At 70.9% G+C, this 23508-nt stretch carries 20 protein-coding genes and 4 pseudogenes; 6 read left to right on the top strand and 18 right to left on the bottom strand.

Annotation, left to right across the window (positions count from 1 at the left end):
* Positions 1 to 124: 124 nt before the first annotated feature.
* From EBH09_RS01790 to EBH09_RS01810, 5 genes and pseudogenes are all read right to left on the bottom strand, one after another.
* A complete protein-coding gene (locus tag EBH09_RS01790) occupies positions 125 to 967 on the bottom strand; it encodes an RNA polymerase sigma factor SigF (protein WP_121745271.1) in 843 nt (280 codons plus the stop codon).
* Positions 968 to 1302: 335 nt separating this feature from the next.
* Positions 1303 to 1641, bottom strand: a complete 339-nt coding sequence (locus EBH09_RS01795; protein WP_121745272.1) for an STAS domain-containing protein — start codon at positions 1639 to 1641, stop codon at positions 1303 to 1305.
* Positions 1638 to 2957 (bottom strand): SpoIIE family protein phosphatase, encoded by a 1320-nt coding sequence (locus EBH09_RS01800; RefSeq protein WP_121745273.1) that lies wholly within the window; start codon positions 2955 to 2957, stop codon positions 1638 to 1640. Before EBH09_RS01800 ends, EBH09_RS01795 begins: the two co-directional genes overlap by 4 nt.
* A pseudogene (locus EBH09_RS01805) lies at positions 2957 to 3729 on the bottom strand (alpha/beta hydrolase). The gene EBH09_RS01800 and the pseudogene EBH09_RS01805 overlap by 1 nt, the downstream one beginning before the upstream one ends.
* Before the next feature lie 340 nt (positions 3730 to 4069).
* A complete protein-coding gene (locus EBH09_RS01810; protein ID WP_121745274.1) occupies positions 4070 to 4648 on the bottom strand; it encodes a pyridoxamine 5'-phosphate oxidase family protein in 579 nt (192 codons plus the stop codon).
* Positions 4649 to 4746: 98 nt separating this feature from the next.
* On the opposite strand from EBH09_RS01810, the gene EBH09_RS01815 reads away from it, so the two are divergent.
* Positions 4747 to 4926, top strand: coding sequence for an RICIN domain-containing protein (locus tag EBH09_RS01815; protein ID WP_274595123.1), 180 nt, complete (start codon positions 4747 to 4749; stop codon positions 4924 to 4926).
* Positions 4927 to 5044: 118 nt separating this feature from the next.
* Here the strand turns inward: EBH09_RS01815 and EBH09_RS01820 are convergent, their stop codons facing one another.
* Complete coding sequence (locus tag EBH09_RS01820) at positions 5045 to 6316, bottom strand: serine hydrolase domain-containing protein (RefSeq protein WP_193776067.1); 1272 nt, start codon at positions 6314 to 6316, stop codon at positions 5045 to 5047.
* A 428-nt stretch (positions 6317 to 6744) separates the two neighbouring features.
* On the opposite strand from EBH09_RS01820, the pseudogene EBH09_RS01825 reads away from it, so the two are divergent.
* Positions 6745 to 6942: pseudogene (locus EBH09_RS01825) on the top strand (dihydrofolate reductase family protein); the annotation flags it as partial.
* Here EBH09_RS01825 and EBH09_RS01830 read toward each other — a convergent pair.
* The 9 genes from EBH09_RS01830 to EBH09_RS01870 form a co-directional block, all read right to left on the bottom strand.
* On the bottom strand, positions 6912 to 8159 hold the full coding sequence (locus EBH09_RS01830) for an FAD-dependent monooxygenase (protein ID WP_121745276.1): 1248 nt from the start codon (positions 8157 to 8159) through the stop codon (positions 6912 to 6914). The pseudogene EBH09_RS01825 and the gene EBH09_RS01830 overlap by 31 nt on opposite strands.
* Positions 8160 to 8207: 48 nt before the next feature.
* Positions 8208 to 9689 carry an MFS transporter gene (locus EBH09_RS01835; RefSeq protein ID WP_121745277.1) on the bottom strand — a complete coding sequence of 494 codons (1482 nt, stop codon included), beginning with the start codon at positions 9687 to 9689 and terminating at the stop codon, positions 8208 to 8210.
* 166 nt (positions 9690 to 9855) lie between these two features.
* Positions 9856 to 12372, bottom strand: a complete 2517-nt coding sequence (locus tag EBH09_RS01840) for an ABC transporter permease (protein ID WP_121745278.1) — start codon at positions 12370 to 12372, stop codon at positions 9856 to 9858.
* Complete coding sequence (locus EBH09_RS01845) at positions 12369 to 13187, bottom strand: ABC transporter ATP-binding protein (RefSeq protein ID WP_121745279.1); 819 nt, start codon at positions 13185 to 13187, stop codon at positions 12369 to 12371. The genes EBH09_RS01840 and EBH09_RS01845 overlap by 4 nt, the downstream gene beginning before the upstream one ends.
* A 402-nt stretch (positions 13188 to 13589) precedes the next feature.
* Positions 13590 to 14264 carry a response regulator transcription factor gene (locus EBH09_RS01850; RefSeq protein ID WP_121745280.1) on the bottom strand — a complete coding sequence of 225 codons (675 nt, stop codon included), beginning with the start codon at positions 14262 to 14264 and terminating at the stop codon, positions 13590 to 13592.
* A complete protein-coding gene (locus EBH09_RS01855; RefSeq protein ID WP_121745281.1) occupies positions 14261 to 15493 on the bottom strand; it encodes a histidine kinase in 1233 nt (410 codons plus the stop codon). Before EBH09_RS01855 ends, EBH09_RS01850 begins: the two co-directional genes overlap by 4 nt.
* A 69-nt stretch (positions 15494 to 15562) precedes the next feature.
* Positions 15563 to 16630, bottom strand: coding sequence for an acyl-CoA desaturase (locus tag EBH09_RS01860; protein WP_121745282.1), 1068 nt, complete (start codon positions 16628 to 16630; stop codon positions 15563 to 15565).
* A 146-nt stretch (positions 16631 to 16776) separates the two neighbouring features.
* Positions 16777 to 17988: an acyltransferase gene (locus EBH09_RS01865; RefSeq protein ID WP_121745283.1), complete on the bottom strand. Its 1212-nt coding sequence runs from the start codon at positions 17986 to 17988 to the stop codon at positions 16777 to 16779.
* Positions 17988 to 18962: an alpha/beta hydrolase gene (locus EBH09_RS01870; protein ID WP_121745284.1), complete on the bottom strand. Its 975-nt coding sequence runs from the start codon at positions 18960 to 18962 to the stop codon at positions 17988 to 17990. Before EBH09_RS01870 ends, EBH09_RS01865 begins: the two co-directional genes overlap by 1 nt.
* A gap of 126 nt (positions 18963 to 19088) precedes the next feature.
* On the opposite strand from EBH09_RS01870, the gene EBH09_RS01875 reads away from it, so the two are divergent.
* Together EBH09_RS01875 and EBH09_RS01880 are read left to right on the top strand one after the other, a co-directional pair.
* Positions 19089 to 19286 (top strand): hypothetical protein, encoded by a 198-nt coding sequence (locus EBH09_RS01875; protein ID WP_238697232.1) that lies wholly within the window; start codon positions 19089 to 19091, stop codon positions 19284 to 19286.
* A gap of 41 nt (positions 19287 to 19327) precedes the next feature.
* Positions 19328 to 19831, top strand: a complete 504-nt coding sequence (locus EBH09_RS01880) for a GNAT family protein (protein ID WP_238697151.1) — start codon at positions 19328 to 19330, stop codon at positions 19829 to 19831.
* A gap of 11 nt (positions 19832 to 19842) precedes the next feature.
* Here the strand turns inward: EBH09_RS01880 and EBH09_RS01885 are convergent, their stop codons facing one another.
* Positions 19843 to 20469, bottom strand: a complete 627-nt coding sequence (locus EBH09_RS01885; protein ID WP_121745286.1) for a TetR/AcrR family transcriptional regulator — start codon at positions 20467 to 20469, stop codon at positions 19843 to 19845.
* 129 nt (positions 20470 to 20598) lie between these two features.
* Between EBH09_RS01885 and EBH09_RS01890 the strand changes: the two are divergent.
* Positions 20599 to 21645, top strand: a pseudogene (locus EBH09_RS01890) (amidase); the annotation flags it as partial.
* Between the two features lie 181 nt (positions 21646 to 21826).
* On the opposite strand, the pseudogene EBH09_RS01895 reads toward EBH09_RS01890, so the two are convergent.
* Positions 21827 to 22105: pseudogene (locus EBH09_RS01895) on the bottom strand (amidohydrolase family protein); the annotation flags it as partial.
* Positions 22106 to 22111: 6 nt separating this feature from the next.
* Positions 22112 to 22324, bottom strand: coding sequence for an MbtH family protein (locus tag EBH09_RS01900; RefSeq protein WP_121745287.1), 213 nt, complete (start codon positions 22322 to 22324; stop codon positions 22112 to 22114).
* Between the two features lie 88 nt (positions 22325 to 22412).
* On the opposite strand from EBH09_RS01900, the gene EBH09_RS01905 reads away from it, so the two are divergent.
* The gene (locus tag EBH09_RS01905; protein ID WP_121745288.1) at positions 22413 to 23504 is read left to right on the top strand and encodes an alpha/beta hydrolase-fold protein; all 1092 of its coding nucleotides are present in this window, start codon (positions 22413 to 22415) and stop codon (positions 23502 to 23504) included.
* The last annotated feature ends 4 nt before the right edge of the window (positions 23505 to 23508 follow it).

The raw sequence follows: 23508 nt of genomic DNA on the forward strand, positions 1-23508 counted from the left end.
TGACGCGGCGGGTACAGCTCGGACTGCTGCTGCAAGTTCCCGTGGACGTGGACAACTTCCGCGTCGCCGTGTCGGAGCGCCTGCCGCCGGTCTCCGCAGAACGGCAGCGGGACAGGGGCCGGGTTCAGTCCGTGGCGAGCATGCCTTCCCGCAGGCGGGTCAGAAGGCGGGAGATCAGGCGGGAGACGTGCATCTGCGAGATGCCGAGGCGTTCGCCGATCTCCTTCTGTGTGAGTTCCTCGACGAACCGCCAGTGGATGATCTGTCGGTCGCGCTCGTCGAGTTCGGTGATCATCGGGCCGAGGGCGTGGAAGTCATCAACCAGGGCTAGAGCGGCGTCTTCGGTACCGATGAAGTCGGCCAGGGCCGATTCGCCGTCCTCGCTGCTGTTGATCGCCGCGTCCAGAGAAGAGGAGTTGTAGGCGTTGGACGCCAGACGTGCCTCGCGGACTTCCTCTTCGGGCAGGCTCATCAGCTCGGAGAGTTCCTTGGCCGTCGGGGTGCGTCCGAGGCGGCTGCGCAGTTCCTCAGTGGCGCGAGCCAGCTGCACGCGGGCCTCCTGAAGCCGGCGCGGTACGTGCACGGCCCAGGAGGTGTCGCGGAAGAAGCGCTTCATCTCTCCGACGATGTACGGCACCGCGAAGGAGGTGAACTCGACCTCACGGGAGATCTCGAACCGGTCGATGGCCTTGATCAGGCCGATCATGCCGACCTGGACGATGTCCTCCATCTCCTCCGGACCGCGGCTGCGGAACCGGCCGGCCGCGAAGCGGACCAGGGACATGTTCATCTCGATCAGCGTATTGCGCGCGTACTGGTACTCGGGCGTGCCCTCCTCCAGTACCGCCAGCTGATCGAAGAAGAGCTTCGACAAATCCCGCGCGTCCCGGGGCGCCACCTTCGACGGGTCCGCTACCTCCGGCATCGCCGTGGTGCACTCGGCGGCCCGCGTGGTCGTCGTCGCCATGGTCTTCCCTCCCGATAAGACGCCCCCGGCAGTCGCCGGCCACTTGGCCGACGCTCCAGCGCCTACCCCGCCATGCGCTCCGCATGTCCCCAACCACCGGGCGACGAGAACCGCTTCTCATCGCACGCACCGCCGCGGGGGCGGGCATCCCTCGGTAGCAAGCCTTGCCCACCCGCGCCAAGGACCTCGTCACGGGTCCGCCGACGACGCCGTAGCACCGGCCGCGACCACGCCACCCGGTGACCGATCTGGCGGCGCGCTGCTGTCGCTGGCGCTGCCCGCCGCCGCAGGGCGGATCGACCTGACGCCGGGTGCGAGAACGCCAGGGCAGTGGATCAGGTGGTGGTCGCCGTATCGGTGTCGGCGAAGAAGGGGAAGACCTGGTCGAGGCCGACGATGCGCAGGATGCGCAAGGTGTTGGCCGGAACTGCGGACAGGGCGAGTTCGGCCTCGGCGGCGGTGGCGCAGTTGTGGGCGGCGATCAAGGCGGTGATGCCGCTGGAGTCGCAGAAATCCAGACGTCCCAGATCCAGAACCAGGCGTTGGCCTGGTCGCAGGGTGAGGTCCCTGACGTGTTCGCGCAGTTGGTGTGCGGTGGTGTATTCGAGGTTGCCGACGACTTCGAGGACGGGTCCGGTGGCGGCGTCTCGCGTAGTGATATGCAGTGGGTTCATCTCAGGTGATTCGTTGCCGGGCGGAGTACGGACGGGCGGGAAGGGACACCGAGAGCAAGGAGCGCGGTGTCGTCGTCGACTCCCCCGCTCAGACTGTCCAGCAAGCCTGCCAGTGCTTCCATCATCTTCTTCGGCGGGGAGCCGGCATGGCGGGCGACGAAAGCGCGCAGAGCCTCCTCCCCGTACAGGCTGGTGCGGTCGGGCCCGGTGCGAGCTTCGGTGAGTCCGTCCGTGTACAGCAGCAGGGTGTCCCCGCTGCCGAGGACGGTGGTGGCCGAGGTGAAACGAGCGTGCGACAAGGCCCCCACGAGGAACCCGCCGGGGGTCGGGAGGAACTCGGCTGTGCCGTCGGCGCGGGCGATGAGAGCGGACGGGTGGCCGCCGGAAGCCAGGCGCACACGGGTCTCCCCTCTGCCCGGATCCGGTTCGAGGACACCGAAGATGGCGGTGCAGTAACGAGGATCGCCACTGCTGTAGCGCTCGTACAGCACAGTGTTCAAGGTGGCGAGCGCGGTGGCGGGGTCGGCGTCGTGCAGGGCGGCGGTGCGCAGGGTGTACCGGGTCAAGGAGGTGACGGCGGCGGCTTGGGGGCCTTTGCCGCACACGTCGCCGAGGAAGAACGCCCAACGTTCGCCGTCGAGTGGGAACAGGTCGTAGAAGTCGCCGCCGAGCTGGTCCGGAGAGGCGGTGTGGTAGTACACGGCCGTCTCGACACCGGGCACTGTCGGCAGTGAAGCGGGCAGCAGCGACTGCTGGAGCACCGCGAGGGCCTCCTGCAGCCGGGCGCGGTCGGCTTCCGCCTGCCTGCGTGCCTCCTCGGCCTGGCGGCGGGCCTCTTCGGCTTCCTGCTTGCGGCGCAGCAGTTCCTGCTCGTAGGAGCGCCGGTCGGAGGCGTCGAAGAGGGTGGTGCGGATGAGCAGCGGCTCTCTTTCACTGCTGTGTTTGACGACCGAGGACACCAGGACCGGCAACCGGCCGCCACCGGCGGTCTTGATCTCCAGGGCGATGCCACTGATCTCGCCCTTCATCTGCAAGAGCGGCGCGAAGTGCGTCTCGTGGTAGAGCTTGCCGCCGACGGTGAGCAGGTCGGCGAACCGCATGCGGCCCACCACGGCCTCGCGTTCCAGACCGAGCCAGCCCAGCAACGTGGTGTTGATCTTGGCGATGGTGCCGTCCATGAGCGACGACAGGTACCCGCAGGGCGCCGCCTCGTAGAGCTCCTCGACGCTGTCTTCCAGCAGCGCGGAAAACGCCGCGTCCGTGGACGCCCCGTCTCCCACCCCGACAGGTTTCGGGTCTTCGCCGGTGCGGCACATCACTGCGAGGGCTCCAGAAAGTCCAGGATCGCGGCACTGGTGGCCTGCGGCGCGGACAGCTGCGGGCAGTGCCCCGTAGCCGGCAGTGTCACCAACGTGGAGCCGGGGATCCGGGCATGTACATAGGCGCCGACCTCGCGGGGCGCGATGGCGTCGTTGGAGCACTCGAGGATCAGGGTTCGAACGGACACGGACTCCAGATCGTCTCGGGAGTCCGAGAGGAACGTGGTGCGGGCGAAGACGCGGGCGATGTCGGGGTCGGTGGCGCAGAAACTGTTCGCCAGTTCCTCCCCAAGTTCCGGCCGCTCCGGATTCCCCATGATCACCGGAGCCATCGCCGCGGATCAGCCCAGGTAGTTGGACTCCAGCGACGCCAGCAGTTCGTCGATGTCCTCCGCACTGAAACCGCCCCGGTAGCCGTCGGAATCGATGTAGCAGGGAGAGGGCGCCACCATCACCAACGACCCGATCCGCTCCGGCGCCGCCTGCGCAGCAAGCACGCCGATCATCGCACTGACCGAATGCCCACGAACGTCACCTGCCGCAGGTCCAGCTCTTCGCAGACGTCGACCACGTCCTGGGCGTAGCCCGCGAGAGTCGAATACCGCTCTTCGCTCCACGCGGACAGGTCGGACTTGCCCGAACCGACGTAGTCGAACAGCACGACCCGGTAGCGGTCGGCCAGGGCCGGCACGGTCAGACGCCACATGTTCTGGTCACAGCCGAACCCGTGCGCCAGCACCACCACCGGACCATCCACACGGCCGGTCACTACATCCTGCCACTACCGCCAGCGGTGCCCGCAGCGCCGTCACGATCACATCACACAGGGCTCACAGCCACGCAGAAGAGAAACGCCGGCGTCGGTGCCACAGGGCCGACGAGGGCCGCACGCGTGCATCGCCCCGGGCCGCTCCGTCACCCCGTGACAGGCATGACCAGCGTCTTCACGAAGCCGACGCCCCCCTTCCCGCTTGCGGCCGCACAGCCGAGCAGGCGACTGGGATACCGCCGCAAGCGCACCGCGGCCGAGCAAGGGGCCGACCCGAGCCGATGACCCGGCCGGTGTCCGCCGAAGACGGCCGCGCCCCGCCCGTGCACCTCATCCCGGCCTACGTCATTGAGGGACGACTGCTGTCGAGGTCGGTGAAGGTGTAGCGGGTGTGGCTGAACACCTGGCCGTCGTGCCCGAAGCCGTACGCCGTGCCGGGTGCCACCGCGAACAGCAGGTCGTTGCCCTTGCGGATGCTGTCGCCGAAGCCGTAGAACGTTCCCTCCGGCGAGACGATGTGATCCCCGTACTGCGCCTCGAACGCGGCGATGACCTCATCCTGCCGTGCCGGGTCCGTCACCCGCTCCGCCGTGCCCTCGACCACGATGTCGACGCCTTCGGTGAGTGAATTGTGCCCTGTGGTGAGGACGCAGTTGGCGTTGCCGGCCAGGTTCTTCGCCTTCTGCTCCCCCGGCCCGGTGCTGAAGTGCAGCGCCCCGTCGTGCCAGGCGGCGATCAGCGGCGTGACGTGCAGTCGGCCGTCCGGCCGGACGGTGGTGATCCAGAAGACCTCGGCGGCCCGCAGCCGGCCCTGGGCCTCGGCCCAGTCGGTGGCGGTGACGCTTTCCGCGCCAGGGCGCGGGTTGAGAGCGGCGCTGTAGCGGGCGTCCAGTTCGGTCGTGGGCCGCTTCGGCGTCATGCCAGAGCTCCTTTTCCTCTTCCCGTATTCAAGGCTACGCAGCCCGGCCCGGCGGCGCTCAGGCCGGACAGGGAAGCGGCCACTGCCGGGGAACCGTCGTGGCTGGCGCACAGGACTGGAGGCTGCAGAACGTGGGCCGTGATTACTACCGGCTGCTCGCCCGCTCCAGCGGCCAGTGCCTGGACGTGGCGGAAGGCTCGCGGGAGCCTGGCGGCAACGTACAGCAGTGGACGTGCAATGGTCCGCAGCCTCAGATCTGGAGACTGCAACGGGCCTGACCCGGGCCGTCCGGCGGCATGTGGCCGAGCCCGTGGAGCGCCTCCCCGGTCAGAGCCGGAGAGGCGCTTCATACGGGGTGGCGCCATCGGCCGGTTGGCGCCGGGCACGGGGTCGAGCTCAGTGCCGTTCGGGCAGGTCGCGCTCGGCGGGCAGCGCCACGGTGTGTGCGGGCGCGGCGAAGGTGCGTGCAGAGTGCCGGGGTGTCGGCTTCTTCCCGCAGAACGCGGCTTCCAGTGTGCCGCCGAGTGCCGTATTGGCTACGCCGCGGTTGGACGTGTTCGCCATCGCCGACAGGCTGCGGCGGCCGTCGCGGGTCGAGAAGGCGTACGTGTAGTAGCCCTGCACTGTACCGGTGTGGCCATAGATCTGAGTGCCGCAGGAAAGGTCGTATCGGCGCAGACCAAGGCCGTAGAAGCGGGTGTTGGCCGCGTCTGTCGGCGTCACCGTCGTCATGGCGTTCATCATGGCCGGAGACAGGAGCCGTCCGCGCATGAGCGCGCTGGTGAAGGTGTTCAGGTCGCCGGGGCTCGAGATGAAGGCCCCGGCGGTCTGCGCCCAGGACACGGTCTGTTCGGTGGAATCCACGAGTGGCGCGCCGGACTCGTCGGGGTGCAGGTAGCCGCGAACATGCGAACCCTTGATCCGCGTCTTCGGATGCACGTACGACGTCTGGCGCAGGCGCAACGGCTCGATGACGCGCTGCTGGTACGCAGCGCGCACCGAGCGGCCCGTCAGCTTCTCGATGAGCATTCCGACCACCACGAAGTTGGCGTTCGAGTATTTGTACGCAGCGCCCGGCTCGGTGGTGCGGGGCTCGGCGAGGGACAGGTCGACAAGCTCCTGGTAGCTGAACACCCGGTTCCGAACGGCTTCGAAGCCGGGCACGGTCTCGTTGAACATGGCCTCGGTGTAGTCGGCCAGGCCGCTGCGGTGGGTGAGCAGATGACGGACCGTGATGCGGTCGTCGGGCAGCAGGCCGGGCAGGTATCGATTGACCGGACGGTCCAGCTCCAGCTTGCCCTCGTCCACCATCTGGAGAAGCACGACCGTGGAGAATGTCTTGCTGACGCTGCCGATGCGGAACCGGGCCGAGGTATCCATCGCCGCGCCCGAGACCCGGTCGCGGACACCGACGGTCCGGCTCGTCACCCCGCCCGGCCCGGAGTAGCGCGCCATGGCGCCTGGAGCGCCCTCGGCCGTCGCGGCGTTCAGAGCCGCTTCCACCCCGTCCATGTCGGGCGCGGGGAAAGTCGGTGTGCCGGCTTGGGTGGGGACGCCACTGGGTGACATGGGAGTGGCCGACGCGCTCACGAGGGGAGCGAGTCCCCCGGCGAGCGCGGCGATCACGGTGACGCCTACGGCCAGACGTCGGTGTGGCGGCAAGGACACGATGACACCTCAGTTTCTTCCTCCGAGCGGGCCCGGCACGTCACGGTCACGGAGTACTGACCGGCACGGAGTCCAGTCGGCGCCGTGTCCAGGCGGGAGCAGGCCTGACAAGGGTTGGACGATACAGGGCGTCCTTGCCCTGGTTCGCGCAACGCGCGGACCGTGCCGGGCAGTTCGCAGGCCAGGACCGTGCGGTAGGGGGCAGTCGCGGTCACCGTGCCGCGCACCGCGTGCGTCGAGAAGGCGGCGTCGTCCTCCGGGCCGCGAGGAGCAGGCCGTCCGCGCCTTCGGAGGCAGCCGTCCGGGAAGCTCCGCGCGCTCCCTCCCCGACCGGTGCGTACTCGTGGGCTCCCGTCGGGGAAGATGGTCGAGTCCACCGAGACCCAGTACGCAGCGGATTCCCGCGTCCCGCGCGGCCGACGCGACCAGGCAGCCTGCAGTTGAACCGGGCGCTGATGGCCGCCGGCCTGGTCGACCGTCTGCGGGTGACGCTCTTCCCGGTCCTCACCGGCCGGACCGGGCTGGACCCGACCTTCCAGGGTGCGGCCGACTTCGACCTGGTACTGGCCGGGAGTCGGACGCTCGACGGTCGCGTTCAGGAGCTCGTCTGTCGACCCACCCTCCATTGGCCGTTCCCAGGTCGGTCCCCGGTGAATTTGGGCAGTGTGAGGGCTGTGTGGGCCGGGCGCCCTGTTTTCGGTGGCAGGGCGGTGAGACCGCGAAGTCTGCTGTTGCGCCTTTCGAGGGCTTCGGCGGTGGTGGGGAAGAGTGCCGCGTCGCCCGCACCGACCTGTGCCTGGTTCAGCTCGACGAATCCGCGGGTGTCGCGCTCGTAGGCGGCGAACGCCGCGGTGTGGTCGCGATGGGCGGCCAGCGAGCCGGCGAGCATGTAGGCGCCGACGAGGGCGAGGCTGGACCCCTGCCCGGTCAGGAAGGACGGGGCGTGGGCGGCGTCGCCGAGGAGCGCGACCCGGCCGCTGGACCAGCGCGGCAGGTGGACTTGGCTCACGGTGTCCAAGAACGGATCGTTCGCGTGGCGCATGGTGGCGACCATGGCCGGTATTTCCCAGCCGTCGTCCGCGAAGGTGGTGGCGACGAGTTCGCGTTGTACCTCGGGGCGGCCGCTGAGGACCTCGCCCGGTGGTTCCGGGTGAGCGAAGTTGAGGAACGCGTGCAGTTCGTCGCTGTCCCCGACCGCGTAGAGCGCCGCGGCCCGTCCGGGAGTGTTCCAGATGAGCACTTCATGCGAGAGTCCAAGGGTGTTGGGCATGGTGAAGATGGAGAAGCAGTACCCCAGATAGCGGTGGAACTGCCGCTCGGGGCCGAACACGAGCTCCCGGGTACGCGAATGCAGCCCGTCCGCACCCAGGACCAGGTCGAAGGTTCGCTGGACACCACTGCGGAAGGTGACGTCGACACCGTGCTCGTGTTCCGTGAGCGCGTCTATGGAGTCGTCGAACACGAACTCCACCTCGTCACGGACGGCTCCGTAAAGGATTTCCGCCAGCTCCCCGCGAGGCACCTCGACGTCCCGCCCCTCGACGCCGCCGACCACCGCCTGTGGACGAACCACCGCCGCCTCACTGCCATCGGCATTGAGGAAGGTCACCCGGCGCGAATCGATGTGCGCTGCCTGGAGACGCGGCAGGATCCCCATCCGGCGCGCCACCTCCACCGCGGTGCCACGCACGTCGATCGGGTACCCACCGCCTCGTAGTCCGGTGGACTTCTCCACCACCGTCACCGCGAATCCGTAGCGGTGCAGCCAGAACGCCACGGCGGGACCCGCGATGCTCGCGCCGGAAATCAGGACCGTGCCCTTCGATGCACTTCTCGTGCCCATTCGCCAACTCCCCATTCTGTCGTGCGGCATTCGGAAATCGTCAGAGGTTCATCGCACCGGGTCCCGCTCGAGGTCGGGCGACGGCGATTTGCGGCTGGGGGATTCGCGGCTGGGGCGGGTACTTCGCACGAGCATGACGACCAGTACCGCGGCTGTCGCGAAGGCGCCGGAAGCAATGGCGATGTAGCTGAACACGCCCGTGGCCGAATTCGTCGTCTCGCCGTCGACGACCACGGCGGTCGACTTGAGCACGGCCGCGCCCACGAAGTTCAGCACCACCGAACCGATCGAGACCATGACCATGACCAGGCTGGACACGATGCCCTGCCGTTCGGCGGACGCCAAGGCACCCGCCATGTTGAAGCCGGATGTCCCGAGCGCTCCTACCGTGACACCCAGCAGGAAGGCGAAGCAGAGGGCGGCGGGAAGCTGGGAAGCTCCCAGGAACATCCCGATGGTCACCACCGTTCCGAGCATGACCGCCCCGGCCAACGTCGAGGCCGGGCCGAAGCGTGCGGCGAACCATCCGGCCACCGGACCTCCGAGCATGACTCCGAGTCCCGGCGCCGCGAGCAACAGTGCAACCGACCCCTGGTCCGCCAGCCCGTACCCGAGTCGCTGATCCGCCGAGACGTCGCCGATGAGAGGGATGAGCTGAAGCATGCTCTGGTACGAACCGGCTCCGAGGAAGACGACGAGGAGCATGAGTACCAATGGCCCGTCGAGGTTTCTGACGTCGATCAAGGGGTCGGGCTTCCGGCTCGAGACCAGGAACCACCTGGCCAATGCCACGACGCCCCCGACCAGGAGAGCCAGCGGGCCGGCGGTGAGCCAGCCGAGGTCCGCGCCGAGACTGACGTAGCTGAGCACTCCGGCGAGACCTCCGCCGAGGAGGAGGGCGCCGCCGACGTCGATCCTGCCCGGTGCCCTGACCGGGGATTCGGGGATGACACGGTGCACGCAGATCGCCATCGCGGCCGCGACGAGGGCCGACAGGACGAACAGAACCTGGAAGCCGAACTCCACTGCCAGTTTCTCGATGAGGAAGCGGGACGCGATGTTGAGTACTGCGGAGCTGGAGGTGACGATGCCCACAGTGATCATCGCGATGCGGGGTGCGCAGACACCGCGAACGATCGCGACGGAGAGGAACACGGCGGCCAGAGACGCTCCCTGAAGCATGCGACCTGGCACGAACACCCAGATGCTGGGGGCCACGGCACACAACACGGCGCCCGCGCAGCTGAGTAGTAACGTCACCACGAGCACCCTGCGCTTGCCGTGGATGTCGGCGCTCTTGCCGAGCAGGGGTGCCCACATCACTCCCGCCAGCATCGCGGTGGCGTTGAGCCACGCCGCCTGATCGGTGCCGAAGTGGTCGAGCATCTCCGGGAGGACGAGCAGCGGTGCGGTGATGGCCGAGTCGACCACGAAGTTCACCAAGGACAGGACGGCCACCAGGCCGATGAGCCGCCCGTTCCATCTCGTGTGCGGTCCGGCGTCTGTGCTTCCGGTCCTGCTCTGCTGCATTGAGACTCCTTCACTACGGGGTACCACGGGCGCACGACGGTGCCGGCGGGGCCTGACGGGTTATCGACTGGGACAGGGGGCGGCTGCTGCCAGGGGGGTGGGTCCGTTTCCCCTTTGCGGCCGCGCTCGGCCTCCCGGCACGAAGTGCCCGTTAGGCGTCGTGGTCTCAGGTTTCCCGGTCGCGCAGTGCCGCGCGGGCCGGGAGGGTCACGGCGACGAGACCGAGGGCCACCGCCGTCGCGGCGAACGCGGCGTACAGCAGTGGGGGTACGTGCGGAAGCTCGCCCGTCAGGCCGCGCATCATCGGGGTCAGTGTGATCAGGGCGATGGCTGTGCCCAGGGCCACGCCCGCCGCCGACACCAGCAGGCTCTCCCAGCGGAGCATGCGCAGCACCTGGCGGCGGGTGGAACCGACGAGGCGGAGGGTGGCCAGTTCACGGCGGCGGTCCAGGACCGTCATCACCAGGGTGTTGACCGCGGCGACGGCGGCGAAGCCGCCCAGGACGGCGGCCATCACATAGTTGGCCCAGGCGCCGAGTTCGCGGTCCACGTTTCGCTCGACGGCGTAGCCCGAGGCGTCGGTGACGTCGCCGAGTGCGGCGAGCCGCTCCGCGTCGCCGCCGCGTACCAGCAGGGTGCTGTCGAAGCCCGAGGTGACGTGGACGGCCAGGGAGGCGCGGTCCATGGTCACCGCCGCCAGACCCAGTCCGCGGCCGTAGACCGCGACGACTTCCGGGCGGGCCTCGATGCCGTCGGGGAGGCGGAGCGGCAGCTCGTCGCCGACCTTGACCTTCGCCGCGGTGGCGAGGGTCTTGTCGATGGCGATGCGGCCCTCACCCACGCGGTCCAGGCTGCCGCCGCGTACGTCCAGGTCCTGCACCTCGGCGAGCTGGGCACCGGAGCCCGAGATGCCCTGGGTCGCCCACCCCTGCAGCGACGTCTCGCCGCCGGAGTCCACGGGCACCAGGACCTGCGTGTCGAGCAGGCTCACGGCCGCGTCGACGCCTGGAACGCGGGCGGCCCGGTCGGCGGCGCCGGAGGGCAGGCCCGCCGGATTGGTCACGACGTGGTCCGCCGTGATGCCGTCGCGGAGCTGTTCCGAGGCGACATGGCTCTCGCTCGTGTGCATGAAGACGAGCGTCGAGGCGAAGGCCATCGCCAGCACGATGGGGGTGATCGCGGAGGCCAACCGGCGTGCGTTGGTTCGGGAATTGGCGGCGGCCAGCGACGCCGAGGCGCCGCCGCCGCGCAGCAGCAGGCCGAAGAGCGCCGCGCACAGCCGGGCCACCAGCGGGCCGAGCAGGCCGACGGCGAGCATGAAGAGCATGACGACGCCGAGGGAGGCGTTGGCCGCGTCGGCACCGGCGGCGGAGGCGGCTACGCCGGCGAGGACCGTGCCGCCGATGAGGGCGGCCACCCCGAGGACGGTACGGACGATGCCCGGCCGCAGCCGCTCCACCGAGGCTTCTGCCAGCGCCTGCCCCGGCTTGATCTTCGCGGGCCTGCGTCCGGCCGTCCAGCCGGCGCCGAGCGCCGTGAGGAGTCCGGTCCCGACGGCGATGAGCAGCGGGATCCACGAGACGTGCAGATCGACCGCCTCCGGGATGGCACCGCGGTCCTTCAGCTGCCCGAACCACCAACTCGCCAGTGCGATCCCTGGCAGGCAGCCGACCAGCCCGGCGACGGGCGCGACGAGCAACGCCTCGGCGGCGACCGCGCGGCGGATCTGCCGCGGGGTGGCGCCGACGGCGCGCAGCAGCGCGAACTCGCGCATGCGCTGGCCGACGGACAGGGCCACCGTGCCGGCCGCGGTGAAGACGGCGACCAGGGTGGCTATCCCGCCGAAGGAGCCGCCGAGTGCGGTGAGTGTCTCCTTGGCGTACGCCAGGCCCCGCTCCTCGACTTCGCCGCGGTCGTCGCCGGTGAGCACCCGCGCGCCGGAGCCGGCGAGGGACTTCTCGACTGCGGTGGCGAGGGCGGCGGTGTCGGTGCCGTCCTCGGCCAGCACGGCGATGGCGTCCGCCTTGCCGGGGTGCCCGGCCAGCGTGGCTGCCTCGGCGTCGGCGAACCAGGCCGTGGCCTCGCCGCCGACCGCAGCGTCCGCCGCCGCGGTGTCACCGGCCCCGGCCCCGGCCAGTCCGGACACGCGGAAGTCCGTGCGGCCGGCGGCCGTTTCGAGCGTGACGGTGTCGCCTACGTCGGCCTTCGCCGCACGGGTCGCGGCGGCGTCGAGCACGACCTCGCCCTCGCGCGGCGCGGCGCCCGCTGACAGCGCGGTGCCGGTGAAGGCGTGCGAGCCCCAGCCGTGGCCGGCGAGCGCCCCGTCTCCCTGCCGCACCGGGAACGTGAAGTCCGGCACCGCGGCGGCGACGCCCGGCGCCCGGGCGGCCTTCGCCGCCAGCCCCGCGTCCACGCGGGCGGTGTCCGGCAGCGGGTACGCGGTTTCCTCTGGGCCGTCGATGGTGTCGGAGACGAGTCGCGCGGACTGGTCGGCCGCCGCGACGACCGGCACCTTCGCGTACCGCTCCGCGGGCACCGAGGCGCGGATGCCTGACTCCAGCAGGATGCCGCAGGCCGCGACGATCAGCGCGGACATCATCAGCGCGACGAACGTACCCGCGAACGAGGCGGGTTTGAAACGTACGGCCGCGCGAGCGAGGCCGTTCGGGGCGAAGCTCCTCATGCCGCGGCCCCTGCCATCGCGCCGCTACGGCCGGCCAGCATCGTCATCCGCGCCGCGATCTGCTCCGCCGAACCGCGCTCCAGACCGTCGGCGAAGGTGCCGTCGGCGAGGAACAGCACACGGTCGGCCCAGGCGGCCGCGGCCGGGTCGTGGGTGACCATGACGACGGTGGCGCCGAGGGCGTCCACGGCGTGCCGCAGCAGACCGAGGACCTCGGTGGCGGTGCCGGTGTCGAGGGCGCCGGTGGGCTCGTCCGCGAAGACCACGTCGGGGCTGGTGACCAGGGCGCGGGCGACGGCCACGCGCTGCTGCTGGCCGCCGGACAGCTCGCCGGGCCGGCGCCGCGCCTTGTCGGCGAGCCCGACCCGCGCGAGCATCGCGGCCGCACGGCGGCGGTCCTGGCGCTGCCCGGCGAGACGCATGGGCAGCAGCACGTTCTGCTCCACGGTCAGCGACGGGAGCAGGTTGAACGCCTGGAAGACGAAGCCGAGGCGGCTGCGGCGGAGCTCGGTGAGCTTGTCCTCGCTCATACCGGTGATCTCCGTACCGCCGAGGCGCACGGATCCCTCCGACGGCCGGTCGAGGCCGGCGGCGCACTGCAGGAACGTGGACTTGCCGGACCCGGACGGTCCCATGACCGCGGTGAACGTGCCGCGCGGGAGGGCGAGGTCGACGCCCGCGAGGGCGTGCACGGCGCCCGCGCCGCGGCCGTACCGCCGTCGCACACCGCGCAGTTCGACGGCGAGGCCGGGTGTCGCGGCCGGGGCCTCCGGTCGGTCGTCCGTCTTCTGCCGCCTGTTGCTGCGTAGCCTCATGTTCCGCCCTCTCGCGCTCTTCTCGTTCCGACGACGTGAAGTGTGCGAGGACGGCTGTGCGCCGGGCGTCATACGCGGGAGCCAAAGTGGCGGTGCTACCGCGGTAGGGGGTGGAGGAGCGACAGGGCCTCCCTTCCGCCCGGGGGCTGCCGCCGGTCCGGCGTACGCGGGGCTCCGCCCCGTCGCCGCCCTTTGCCGGTCCCGGGCGTGGAGCACCGGCGAGGGAGCGCCGCTTCGCCGGAGGGGTGGCGGGGTGCCGGGCTGCCATCTGCGCCGTACGGAGGTGTCGAGCGAGTCGCCCCCGACGAGACCCCGACCTGCCCGACGCGACCCACCCGCCCGACGGGGCTCAGAGGTGCGACGCGTCGGCACCGTGCGAGCGCCAGAGGCCGCGGGGCCGTCCTACTCGCCCGGGGCCACCAGCCCCGATTCGTACGCGAAGACCACCGCCTGGGCGCGGTCGCGCAGGTCGAGCTTGGTGAGGACGCGGCTCACGTGCGTCTTCACCGTCTGCTCGGCCAGCACCAGATCCTCCGCGATCTCCGCGTTGGACCGGCCGCGGGCCACCAGGGTGAGGACCTCGGTCTCGCGTTCCGTCAGGGCCTTGAGCCGCAGCGCGGGCTTGCCTCGGGCGGCGGGACGTTGCCGGGCGAAGTCCGCGATGAGGCGGCGCGTCACGGAGGGGGCGAGCAGCGCGTCGCCCGAGGCCACGACGCGTACCGCCGCGATGAGGTCGGCCGGCGGCGCGTCCTTCAGCAGGAAGCCGCTCGCGCCCGCCCGCAACGCCTCGTAGACGTAGTCGTCGACGTCGAACGTGGTGAGCATCAGGACGCGCGGCCGGTGGGTCACGCCGGGCGGGGGCGCGAGGAGGCGGCGTGCGGCCTCGAGGCCGTCCATCTCGGGCATGCGGACGTCCATCAGCACGACGTCGGGATGGGTGCGCCGGCTCAGCTCGACGCCCTGCGCACCGTCGGGTGCCTCGCCCACCACGTCGATGTCGCTCTGGGCGGCCAGCAGCGCGGCGAAGCCGGCCCGCACCATGGCCTGGTCGTCGACGACGATGACGCGCGTTGTCACGTGATGTCCTTTTCGGTCAGAGGTAGTTGGGCGGCGACCCGGAAGCCGCCGTCCGGCAGTGGTCCCGCGTCGAGGGTGCCGCCGGCGATCCGCACCCGTTCGCGCATGCCGACGAGTCCGTGCCCGGTGCCGCCCTCTTCGAGCGGCGCGGCGGGCGGCTCGGGTGGCGGTCCGTTGACGACGAGGACGGTGAGCCGCGCGCCGTCCTGTGTACCGGGCTCCGACACCGACACCCGCGTCGGGGCGCCCGGCGCGTGCCGCACGACGTTGGCGAGGGCTTCCTGGACGATGCGGTACGCGGCAAGGCCCACCGCCTCGGGCACGTCGGCATCGCAGGGGGTGAACTCCACTGGCACACCCGCTCTCACCGTCGCCTCCACCATCTGGCCGATCCGCGTCAGGCCCGGCTGGGGCGCGAGCTCGCCGTGCGCCTCCTCGTTCCGCAGTACGCCGAGGAGCCTTCGCATCTCGCCGAGCGACTCGCGCGCGGTCGCCGCGATGGACGTGAACTCCTCCTGCACGTCCGGTGGCAGCCCGTCGATCCGGTACGCCGCGGTGTCCGCCTGCACCGTGATGACGGACATGTGGTGCGCCACCACGTCGTGCAACTCGCGCGCGATGCGGGCGCGTTCCTCCAGCAGCGTCCGCCGGCCGCGCTCGGCCTCGCTGATCGTCTCCTGCTCGGCCAGCCTGCGCTGCACCTCGTACCGCTCGCGGAGCGCGCCGGCGAGGACGAGTGCGACGCCGCTGAGGATGGTGAGCAGTGCGCTCCCGGCAGTCGTGTCGTGGGGTGCGGCGAACCCCAGGCCGACGTTCGCGGCCGCTGTCGCGAGCCACACCAGCAGCAGCGTCCGGCGCCGCTCGCGCAGCCCGAGGGCGAGGCAGAGGCCGATGTACCCGACGATCTCCATGGGCGGGAACGGCCACACCTGCCGCTCCCCCAGGTCGACGGTGAGCAGGGCGAGGGCCCCGGCCACGTCCGCGACGAAGATCACGTACCAGGCCTGCAGCGGGCGGACGACCGCGAGCAGCAGCGGTGCCGACTGCGCGATGGCCAGCCCGCTCGCGATGCCGCCGTGCAACCCGTAGTCGACGCTGAGCACTTGGATGGTGGTGGGCAGCAGGGCGACGCACAGCACGAAAGCCACGGCCCACGGCAGCAGCCGCACCCACCGCCGCGAAGCCCCCGCGAGCAGCGCGCGGGGGCGTTCCTCCTCCACTGAGGTCATGGGCCCCAGCTTAGGTGCGGCGGGACGGCGTCAGGAGACACACAGCTGTCGGGCGGACTCGGCGGATTCTCAGAGGTCGGCACGCAGCGGTTCCCCCACTTCGTGCATGTGCCGCAGGGCCTGACGGTAGGCGTCGATGAGACCGGTCTCCGTGTAGGGGATCCCGAGGTCGCGGCAGTGGGCCTTCACCATGGACCGGGCGAGTTTCAAGTGGGGGCGGGGCATGCTGGGGAACAGGTGGTGCTCGATCTGGTAGTTGAGGCCGCCGAGAAACCAGTCGGTGAGGACGGTGCCCCTGATGTTGCGGGAGGTGAGGACCTGGCGTCGCAGGTGTCCCCACTTCTCGCCGTCGGGGTCGGGCATGTCCATTCCCTTGTGGTTGGGCGCGAAGGCCATGCCCAGGTGCAGCCCGAACAGGGCGTGGTGGAGCGCGGCGAAGACGAGCGCGTGCGCGAGCGGCATGGTCGTCAGGAGCAGGGTGGCGTACCCGGCGATGTGGGCGACGAGGAGCGCGCCCTCGACCAGGCGCTCGCGGCCGGCCTGACGGCGCAGGTCCTGGAAGCCGTGGACCTTCAGGGCGAGGCCTTCGAGCAGGGTGAGGGGGAAGAAGAGCCATGCCTGGTGTCGGGTGAGCCGGCCGCGGAAGCCCGTGCGCGTGGCGGCCTGCTCACTGGTGAAGACGAGGACGTCGGCGGCGACGTCGGGGTCCTTGTCGATGTGGTTGGGGTTGGCGTGATGGCGGTTGTGCTTGTCGTTCCACCACGCGTAGCTCATGCCGAGCAGCAGGTTGCCGTGGATGAGTCCGATGCGGCGGTTCGTGGCGCGGTTGCCGCTGATCTGTGCATGGCCCGCGTCGTGGCCGATGAACGCCGTGCGGGCGCTCAGGACCGCGAGGGCGGGAGCGAGAGCGAGTACCCACCACGAAGCGCCGGTGAGTGCCATGCCGGTGACGACGGCGGCCAGGCCGAGCGAGTTGGTCACCATGGTGCGTGCGTACCAGCCGGTGCGCCGTTCGAGCAGCTGCTGTCCCTTGACATCGCGCAGCAGGGGTGTGAACTCGCTGCCCGTGTCCGGTGGGGTTTGACTCGCCGTGGCCCGCTCGGGGTGCGGCGGAGCGGTTTCGCCGGCCAAGGACATGGGTGTACTCCAGTGTTCGGTGGGGTGGGTGCCGAATGGGGCGGGTGGTTCGTCAGCCCGGCCGGGAAGGACGTACGGGTCCGGCGTGTCGACGGGTCATGGAGCCGTCACCCGGCCACGGTGGTACGGCGGTGCCCGTACGCCACTCACGCGGCGAGCGCGAAGCAGGCGAAGCCCGCCGCGAGCACGCCCGCGGCCGCGCGGCGGGTCCTGCCGACGCGGTCCCACGGAGTCTCCAGGGGCCGCGCGAATTTCGCGATCGCCACCAACAGCCCCGCGAAGAGCGGCATCCAGGCCATCCGCGCGAGGATCCATCCGGCCGTGTCCGGCGCGGTGGTCAGGCCGGGGAACTCGCCGAAGTACGAGGCGGGGACCGCGGCGGCGAGCATCGCCGTCTGGTGCCAGCACAGTATCGTCATCGCGGACAGGTTGACGACCACGACCGGGGCCCACAGGGCGGGACGCCGGAGCAGCCGGGCCAGCCGGTCGCGCAGCAGGATCGCCGCACCGGACTGGGCGGCGGCGAGCGCGAGGACCAGCAGGGACGGCGGGTGGGAGTTGGTACGGGACGTGCCGGGCACGCCCACCATCGACGCCGGGTAGTGGAAGGCGAGCAGCAGGGTGGCGAACAGGGCCGCGCCGCCCGCGAGCAGCAGCCACGCCTCGCGGCGGCCCAGCCGCTTGTCCGCCCAGGACACGCCCAACTGGTAGGCGAACATCCAGCCCGGAAGCAGATTGAGCAGACTCAACCAGGTCGGCATCGCGTCCGCGTACGGCCCGTAACGCAGGAAGTCGACCACCGCGACCGAGCCGAGCAGCGGGGCCGCGGACCAGAAGCCGAGGCGCCGCGAGGCGCGGAGACAGTACGGCGTGAGGGCCGTGATCACGGCGTAGACGCCGACGAACCACAAGGGCTGGACGACCAGTGTCGACGCGGTGTGCAGGGTGGCGGCCGGAACGCCGAGGCCGTAATGCAGGATGGGAAGCAGCAGCGCCCATACGGCGGTGACGCCGAGGACCGGGCGGCCCAGGCGGGTGAGCCGGCCGGTGATCCACTCGTGGGCCGAGCCCTTGCGGCGCCGGTAGGAGAGGTACGAGGAGTAGCCGCCGACCAGGAAGAAGACGCCCAGCATCTGGAGGATCCAGCCGGCCGGGGCCAGCGCGCCGAAGGTGGTCAGCGGGCTGGCGTTGTGCAGGCCGCCGCCGGTGTCGAGGGTGAAGCCGCCGATCAGCCAGTGGCCGGTCGGGACGGCCAGGAGCGCCAGTGCGCGCAGGCCGTCGATGGCGCGGTCGCGGTGGGCGGGGGTCCGGTCGTCGATCCTGGCGATGAGCTTCGCGAGCTTCGTGGGTGTCTTCATCACAGGTCTCCCCCGGCGATCGCCGCGAACGCGGTCAGGGTGGAGGTGCCGGTAGTGAAGTACGCGTCGTGCGCGGGGACGTCGTCGGCGGGCAGGACGGTCGCGCCGAAGCCGGACGAGGTGGGGTCCGCGCCGTGGCCCAGGCCCAGGATCTCGACGTTGGGGACGCGGTCGATCCAGTCGTCCGGGGACTTGGCCGCCCATACGTGGGCATCGGTGTCGAGGGCGGTGACGTTGTCGGCGCGCATGCCGGGCGAGCCCACGACGACGATGTCGCTCGCGTCGGCGTCGGGGGCGGCGAGGCCGCAGACCACCGAGCCGTAGCTGTGGCAGAAGAGGGCGGGGGCGGGGAGGCCGGCCGCGTCCATGCCGTCGGTGAAGCGGGTGAGGCGCTCGGCGCCGGTCTCGGCGAGCCGGCCCGTCGCCAGGTCGGGCCCGATGCCGGAGGGGGTTGTGTAGCCGGCCCAGGCGATGACGGCCGTGTCGTCGCTCGCCTCCGCCCGGAGGTCGGCGGCCCACTGTGCCGTACGGTCGAACGTCGAGATGTCGATGTCCGACCCGGGGACGATCACCGAGACGTGGGTGGCGTTCTCCAGGTCGCCCACGACCTGCGCGATCAGGCCGCGGCCGCGTGGGTCGTACGCCAGGACCTGGTCGCCTGCCGGGGCGTTGGCCTGGTGTCGGAGGTGCACGGGGGCGCCGTCGAGGTTGCCCACCACGGTGGGGTGGTGCTCGACGAGTCGCTGTTGCTGAACGTCGGTCAGGTCGGCGAAGAACGCCGCCACTTCGGCGGGGGCGGCCGTGGTGGGGTCCGGTAGCTCCTTCCCCAGGGAGGCGTCCGCCAGCCAGGCGGCGGTGCCGGGGAGCGGACCGCTGGGCGCGCTCGCGCTGCCCGCCGAGGCCCAGCCCGCCGTGCTGCCGACCAGCAGTGCGGTCAGTACGGCAGTGGTCAGGGTCTTCCTGAAGCGGCGCATCCGTCCGTCTCCCTCTGTCTCGTCCGTGGTGACGGGGAGGAAGGTAGGAAGGCGGTTGGAGGCTGGGCGTCACGCTGGGGAGGCAAGTCGGGGGTGATACCTCGGTAGGGGGTGGGGGAGATGTGGTTGCGACGGCTGGAGGCCGTCGACCCGTTCACCCACACCTGGCTCGCCCACCAGCTTCGCGACGACTACTGGAAGCACGGCAGCGTCTGCGAGGACTGTTCCGCGATCAACGCCGCCGTCGCCACCGTCTACCCCGAACTGCCGGGCCGCTGGGTCGGCGACCCCGGTCCGTCGGCACACTTTCGCCTCCGGCGTTAGGATCGGCAACCGGTGTCCGACGCGCACTGGAGGGAACCGACGTGGTCGGCCGGGTGGAACTGCGGCAGGTGGACGAGGCGAGCCTTGAGGAACTCCTCGCCGTGGCCGTCGAGGACGCGGAGCCCGAGGAGGTCATGCCTCCTGTGGCCGGTCCACCCGGGTGGACGCCGATACGGCAGGAAGCCTTCCGGGCGTGGCACCGCGCTCGGCGCCCTGGACTGGCCGGCCCGCTGGGGGAATCCACCTTCGCGATCGTCCACGAGGGGAGGGCAGTGGGGTCGGCCCGGCTGGCTGTCCGGGGTAGCCGGGAAGTCCTGGAGACGGGCATGTGGCTCGCCCGTTCCCAACGCGGGCGCGGGGTAGGCGGTGCCGCACTCCGTTTGCTCCTCGGCGAAGCCGCCGAGGCCGGTGCGCGGTCCGTGGTCGCGGACACCACGGTGCACAACACAGCCGCACTCGCGGCGTTGCGCGGCAACGGCGCAACGCTCGTCCCGAGTGAGGACACCGCCGATGTCCACGCCGAGTTGAGGCCGGAGCGGAGCTGAGGCGGGAGCGGTCACTCGGTGGTCGTCCGGGATGAGCCGCAGGCTGGGCGGTGCCGGCCGATGATCCCCTCGACGATCGTCATCAGTCGCTTCCCCGCCTGATCGATGCTCCCGTTCTGTGTGCTGACCTGAGCACCTTCGAGTACGAAGGTGATCTCGGCCGCGGTCTGCTCGGGGTCGGGCAGCCCGGCAGCGGCGCACAGGGCGAGGAGTCTCCGGGTCTGACGGGCCTTGTGCTCCTCGATCACCTGCCGTGCGGGATGGGAGCGGTCGGGCAGTTCGGCGATGGAGTTGATGAACGGGCAGCCCCGGTGCGAGATCGCCGGCAGTCCCTCGGCGATGAAGCGGGCCAGGGCCAGGATCTGGTCTGCGGGTCGGCCGGGGTGTTCGGCCTCGGCCCGGTCGAAGGCCGCCTGATAGTCGGCGGCGACGATCCGCAACCACTCGGCGACCAGCGCGTCCTTGGTTTCGAAGTGCCGGTAGATCGCCATCTTGGTGGTCTCGGCCCGCTCGGCGATCGCCTGGACGCCCACCCGCCGGATCCCCTCGCTCTGGAAGAGTTCCTCCGCCGCGTCGAGGATGCGCTCCCGGGGCGGCAGTTTCGCCACCCTGCTCGGCCTTCTGCCGGTCGATGCCATGACCACTCCGTGACGTCCCGTCGGTCGCGGGCTCCCCATCACTGCTACGGTACCAGTCCGTTCCACGCGATACCGTTGAGTATCATTAGGTACCCAACGGTATCGACCTACCTTCCACCGGGAGTGCCAGTGAGAGCTGCCGAGTACGTGGATTTCGACGCGGTCGGGCTCGCGGAGCTCGTGACCAACGGAGAGGTGACACCTGCCGAACTGACGGCAGCCGCGCTCGATGCGGCGGAGGCGGTCAACGGCCGGATCAACGCTGTCGTGGAGACCTGGCCGGCCGACAGCGAGCCCCACCCGGGCAGTTCGCCGCTGGCCGGAGTGCCATTCCTGATCAAGGACATCGGAGTCTCCATGGCCGGGAGGCGAACGGAGCTGGGCAGCCGTCTCGCGGCCGGCAACGTCGCCCGCACCGACTCCGCCCTGATGCTGCGATTTCGTCGGGCCGGCCTCGTGACGTTCGGGCGTACCGCGACTCCGGAGTTGGCCTACAGCATCACGACGGAACCGGAGCTGTACGGTCCGACCCGCAATCCGTGGGACCCGGAGCGGAGCGCGGGCGGATCCAGCGGAGGCGCGGGCGCGGCCGTCGCTGCCGGGGTGGTCCCGGTCGCACACGCCACCGACGCGGCCGGCTCACTCCGCATACCCGCCGCCCACAACGGCCTCTTCGGGCTGAAGCCCACCCGGGGCCGGGTCTCGATGGGCCCCGAGGCCGACGAGGTCTTCAGCGGGCTCGCCGTGCACGGCAGCGTCAGCCGTACCGTTCGCGACAGCGCGGCACTGCTCGACCAGATCCGCGGCCCCGAACCGGGTGATCCCTACTTCGCCCAACAGCCGTCCCGGCCCTACGCGGAGGAAGTCACCCGCCATCCGGGCTCGCTGCGGATCGGTGTCCTCGCCCAGGCATGGGGTGGACGCCGCACCACCACGCCAGTGGCGGACGCTCTCGCTCGCACCGTAGGTCTGCTGGAATCCCTCGGCCACCGGGTGGCAGAGGTCGAGGTCGGCCTCGGGGCGGACTGGGAGGAGTTCGTCCTGGCCAACGCCCGTCTGTTGACAGCGAACCTCGCGGCCTCGGTCGACGGGCTGGCCGCCGCCTCCGGCCGGCCTGTCGATTCCTCGACCCTCGAGCCGGTGACCCTGGCCGGCTACCACTACGGGCAGCGGGTCAGTGCCCGGAACGGGAACTGACGTCGCTGTCCCGGCACTTCGTCGCTTCGCGAGCGGCGGGCGGTCGAGGCCATCACAGTGCCTCGTGCGCTCGCCCTTCCGCTCCGGCCGTCGATTTCACGCTTCCCTACCACCGGGCCGGCGCTCGGCCGTCGACGTACGTCGCCACCACCTGGACGACGGCCTGTTCCACGACGGCGAGCACCTCGTCGATCCGCGTGCGGCCCGCGATGCTCGGGGTGTTCTGCTTGAGCCCGGTCCAGGCCAGGTGGACATGGGCGTCGATGAACCCGGGCAGCACGGTCGCGCCCTGGAGGTCAACCACCTCACGTGCGGGCAGGGAGGTCACCGCCTCGTCCAGGCCGACGATCCGGCCCCGCCAGACACCCAGGTCGTGGGCGACGGGGTGGTCGGGGTCCATGGTGAGGAAGCGGGCGTTCGTCAGTCTGGCGCACAGCATCGGGCGTCAGGCGTCCATGGCCTCGACGAGGGAACGGGGGCGCAGGTCCTTCCAGTTGGCCTCGACGAACTCCAGACAGGCGGCTCGGCCGTTCTCCTCGAAGGCGATCGTCCACCCTCCGGGCACCTCGGCGAAGGACGGCCAGAGCGAGTACTGGCCCTCGTCGTTCACGAGGACCAGGAAACGGCCGTCGGCGTCGTCGAAGGGGTTGGTGCTCATCCGCGGTGCCTCCCGAATAATTAGGTTAGGCTCGCCTAATGGGAAATGAGCTTAGCCTTCTCACTTTCCGCTCCACAAGGAGACGTTGATGAGGTCGGTGGAGGAAGACACCTTCGCCGCGTTCGGACTGTCCGGCAGCCCCGGCTCCGACGCGTTCTGGGCGAGTGCGAGGACACCCGCGTCGGTGCCCGACGGCGACGGTTGGGTGACCCTGTTCCTGCGGCGCGGGTCCCAGGCGGCGAGCATCGAATTCGAGAGCTGGTCGGAGCCGGTGCCCCTGCGCCGGTGGGGCGACACCGACTGCTGGTACGCCGAGGTGCGGATGCCCGCGCGACTGCGGGTGACGTACCGGTTCCTCGTCGAGGACGCGGCGTACGCCGACCCGTTCAACCCGGTCGGTGCGGGCGGTGACCGGTCCATCGCCGCGACCCCGGACGCCCCGGCCCAGCCGCACTGGCCGGCGGTCGCCGCCACCGACATCCTGCCCCTCCCCCGCACCCGGCTGCGCTGGGCCGGGGGACGGCTCGGCGGGCGGCGTACCGTGCGTGTCCACCCGGCGGGCGGCGGTGGGCCCGTGGTCCTGCTGCTCGACGGGGACGACTGGCTGTACCTGCACCCCGCGACGACCGCGTTCGACTCGGCCGTCGCCTGTGGCGAGCTGCCGCCGGTCACACTCGTCTTCCTTCCGGTCAGGGACAGGACGGGCGAGTTCGGGTGCCGCCCCGAACTGTGGGAGGCGGTCCGGGACGAACTTCTGCCGCTGGTCGCCGAGTCGGGCGTGCCCGCCGACCGTGACCGGCTGGTGGTCGCGGGGCAGAGCCTCGGCGGGCTGAGCGCGCTGTACGCGGCGCTGGAGTTCCCGGACCTGGTGTCCCGCGTCGCCTGCCAGTCGGCGTCGTTGTGGTGGACACCGGACGCACAGGATCTGGCGGACCCGTTGAGCGGCCCGGTCGGCGGTGCCGTCGCCGCGCGCCTGCGGACGCGTCCCGACCTGTCCGGGCTGCGGGTCGCGTTCGACGTGGGGGAGCACGAGACGCGGATGCTCCCCCACTGCGCCCTGGTGGAGACGCTGACCGAACAGGCCGGCGCCACCGTGCGGGTCTCTCGGTCGGCATCGGACCACGACCGGGCGGGCTGGCGGCACGCCCTGCTGCGGGATGTCGCCTGGGCTCTCGCCTAGGGTG

The sequence above is a fragment of the Streptomyces sp. E2N166 genome (assembly GCF_003671715.1).
Taxonomy (GTDB): Bacteria; Actinomycetota; Actinomycetes; order Streptomycetales; family Streptomycetaceae; genus Streptomyces; species Streptomyces thinghirensis.

What these genes read in the sequence shown, in the direction of transcription:
- EBH09_RS01900 (WP_121745287.1), bottom strand. Translation starts at nt 22,324, where the DNA reads ATGAGCACCAACCCCTTCGACGACGCCGACGGCCGTTTCCTGGTCCTC.
- EBH09_RS01795 (WP_121745272.1), bottom strand. Translation starts at nt 1,641, where the DNA reads ATGAACCCACTGCATATCACTACGCGAGACGCCGCCACCGGACCCGTC.
- EBH09_RS01810 (WP_121745274.1), bottom strand. Translation starts at nt 4,648, where the DNA reads ATGACGCCGAAGCGGCCCACGACCGAACTGGACGCCCGCTACAGCGCC.
- EBH09_RS01845 (WP_121745279.1), bottom strand. Translation starts at nt 13,187, where the DNA reads ATGAGGCTACGCAGCAACAGGCGGCAGAAGACGGACGACCGACCGGAG.
- EBH09_RS01865 (WP_121745283.1), bottom strand. Translation starts at nt 17,988, where the DNA reads ATGAAGACACCCACGAAGCTCGCGAAGCTCATCGCCAGGATCGACGAC.
- EBH09_RS01885 (WP_121745286.1), bottom strand. Translation starts at nt 20,469, where the DNA reads ATGGCATCGACCGGCAGAAGGCCGAGCAGGGTGGCGAAACTGCCGCCC.
- EBH09_RS01855 (WP_121745281.1), bottom strand. Translation starts at nt 15,493, where the DNA reads ATGACCTCAGTGGAGGAGGAACGCCCCCGCGCGCTGCTCGCGGGGGCT.
- EBH09_RS01835 (WP_121745277.1), bottom strand. Translation starts at nt 9,689, where the DNA reads ATGCAGCAGAGCAGGACCGGAAGCACAGACGCCGGACCGCACACGAGA.
- EBH09_RS01790 (WP_121745271.1), bottom strand. Translation starts at nt 967, where the DNA reads ATGGCGACGACGACCACGCGGGCCGCCGAGTGCACCACGGCGATGCCG.
- EBH09_RS01830 (WP_121745276.1), bottom strand. Translation starts at nt 8,159, where the DNA reads ATGGGCACGAGAAGTGCATCGAAGGGCACGGTCCTGATTTCCGGCGCG.
- EBH09_RS01905 (WP_121745288.1), top strand. Translation starts at nt 22,413, where the DNA reads ATGAGGTCGGTGGAGGAAGACACCTTCGCCGCGTTCGGACTGTCCGGC.
- EBH09_RS01860 (WP_121745282.1), bottom strand. Translation starts at nt 16,630, where the DNA reads ATGTCCTTGGCCGGCGAAACCGCTCCGCCGCACCCCGAGCGGGCCACG.
- EBH09_RS01840 (WP_121745278.1), bottom strand. Translation starts at nt 12,372, where the DNA reads ATGAGGAGCTTCGCCCCGAACGGCCTCGCTCGCGCGGCCGTACGTTTC.
- EBH09_RS01870 (WP_121745284.1), bottom strand. Translation starts at nt 18,962, where the DNA reads ATGCGCCGCTTCAGGAAGACCCTGACCACTGCCGTACTGACCGCACTG.
- EBH09_RS01800 (WP_121745273.1), bottom strand. Translation starts at nt 2,957, where the DNA reads ATGTGCCGCACCGGCGAAGACCCGAAACCTGTCGGGGTGGGAGACGGG.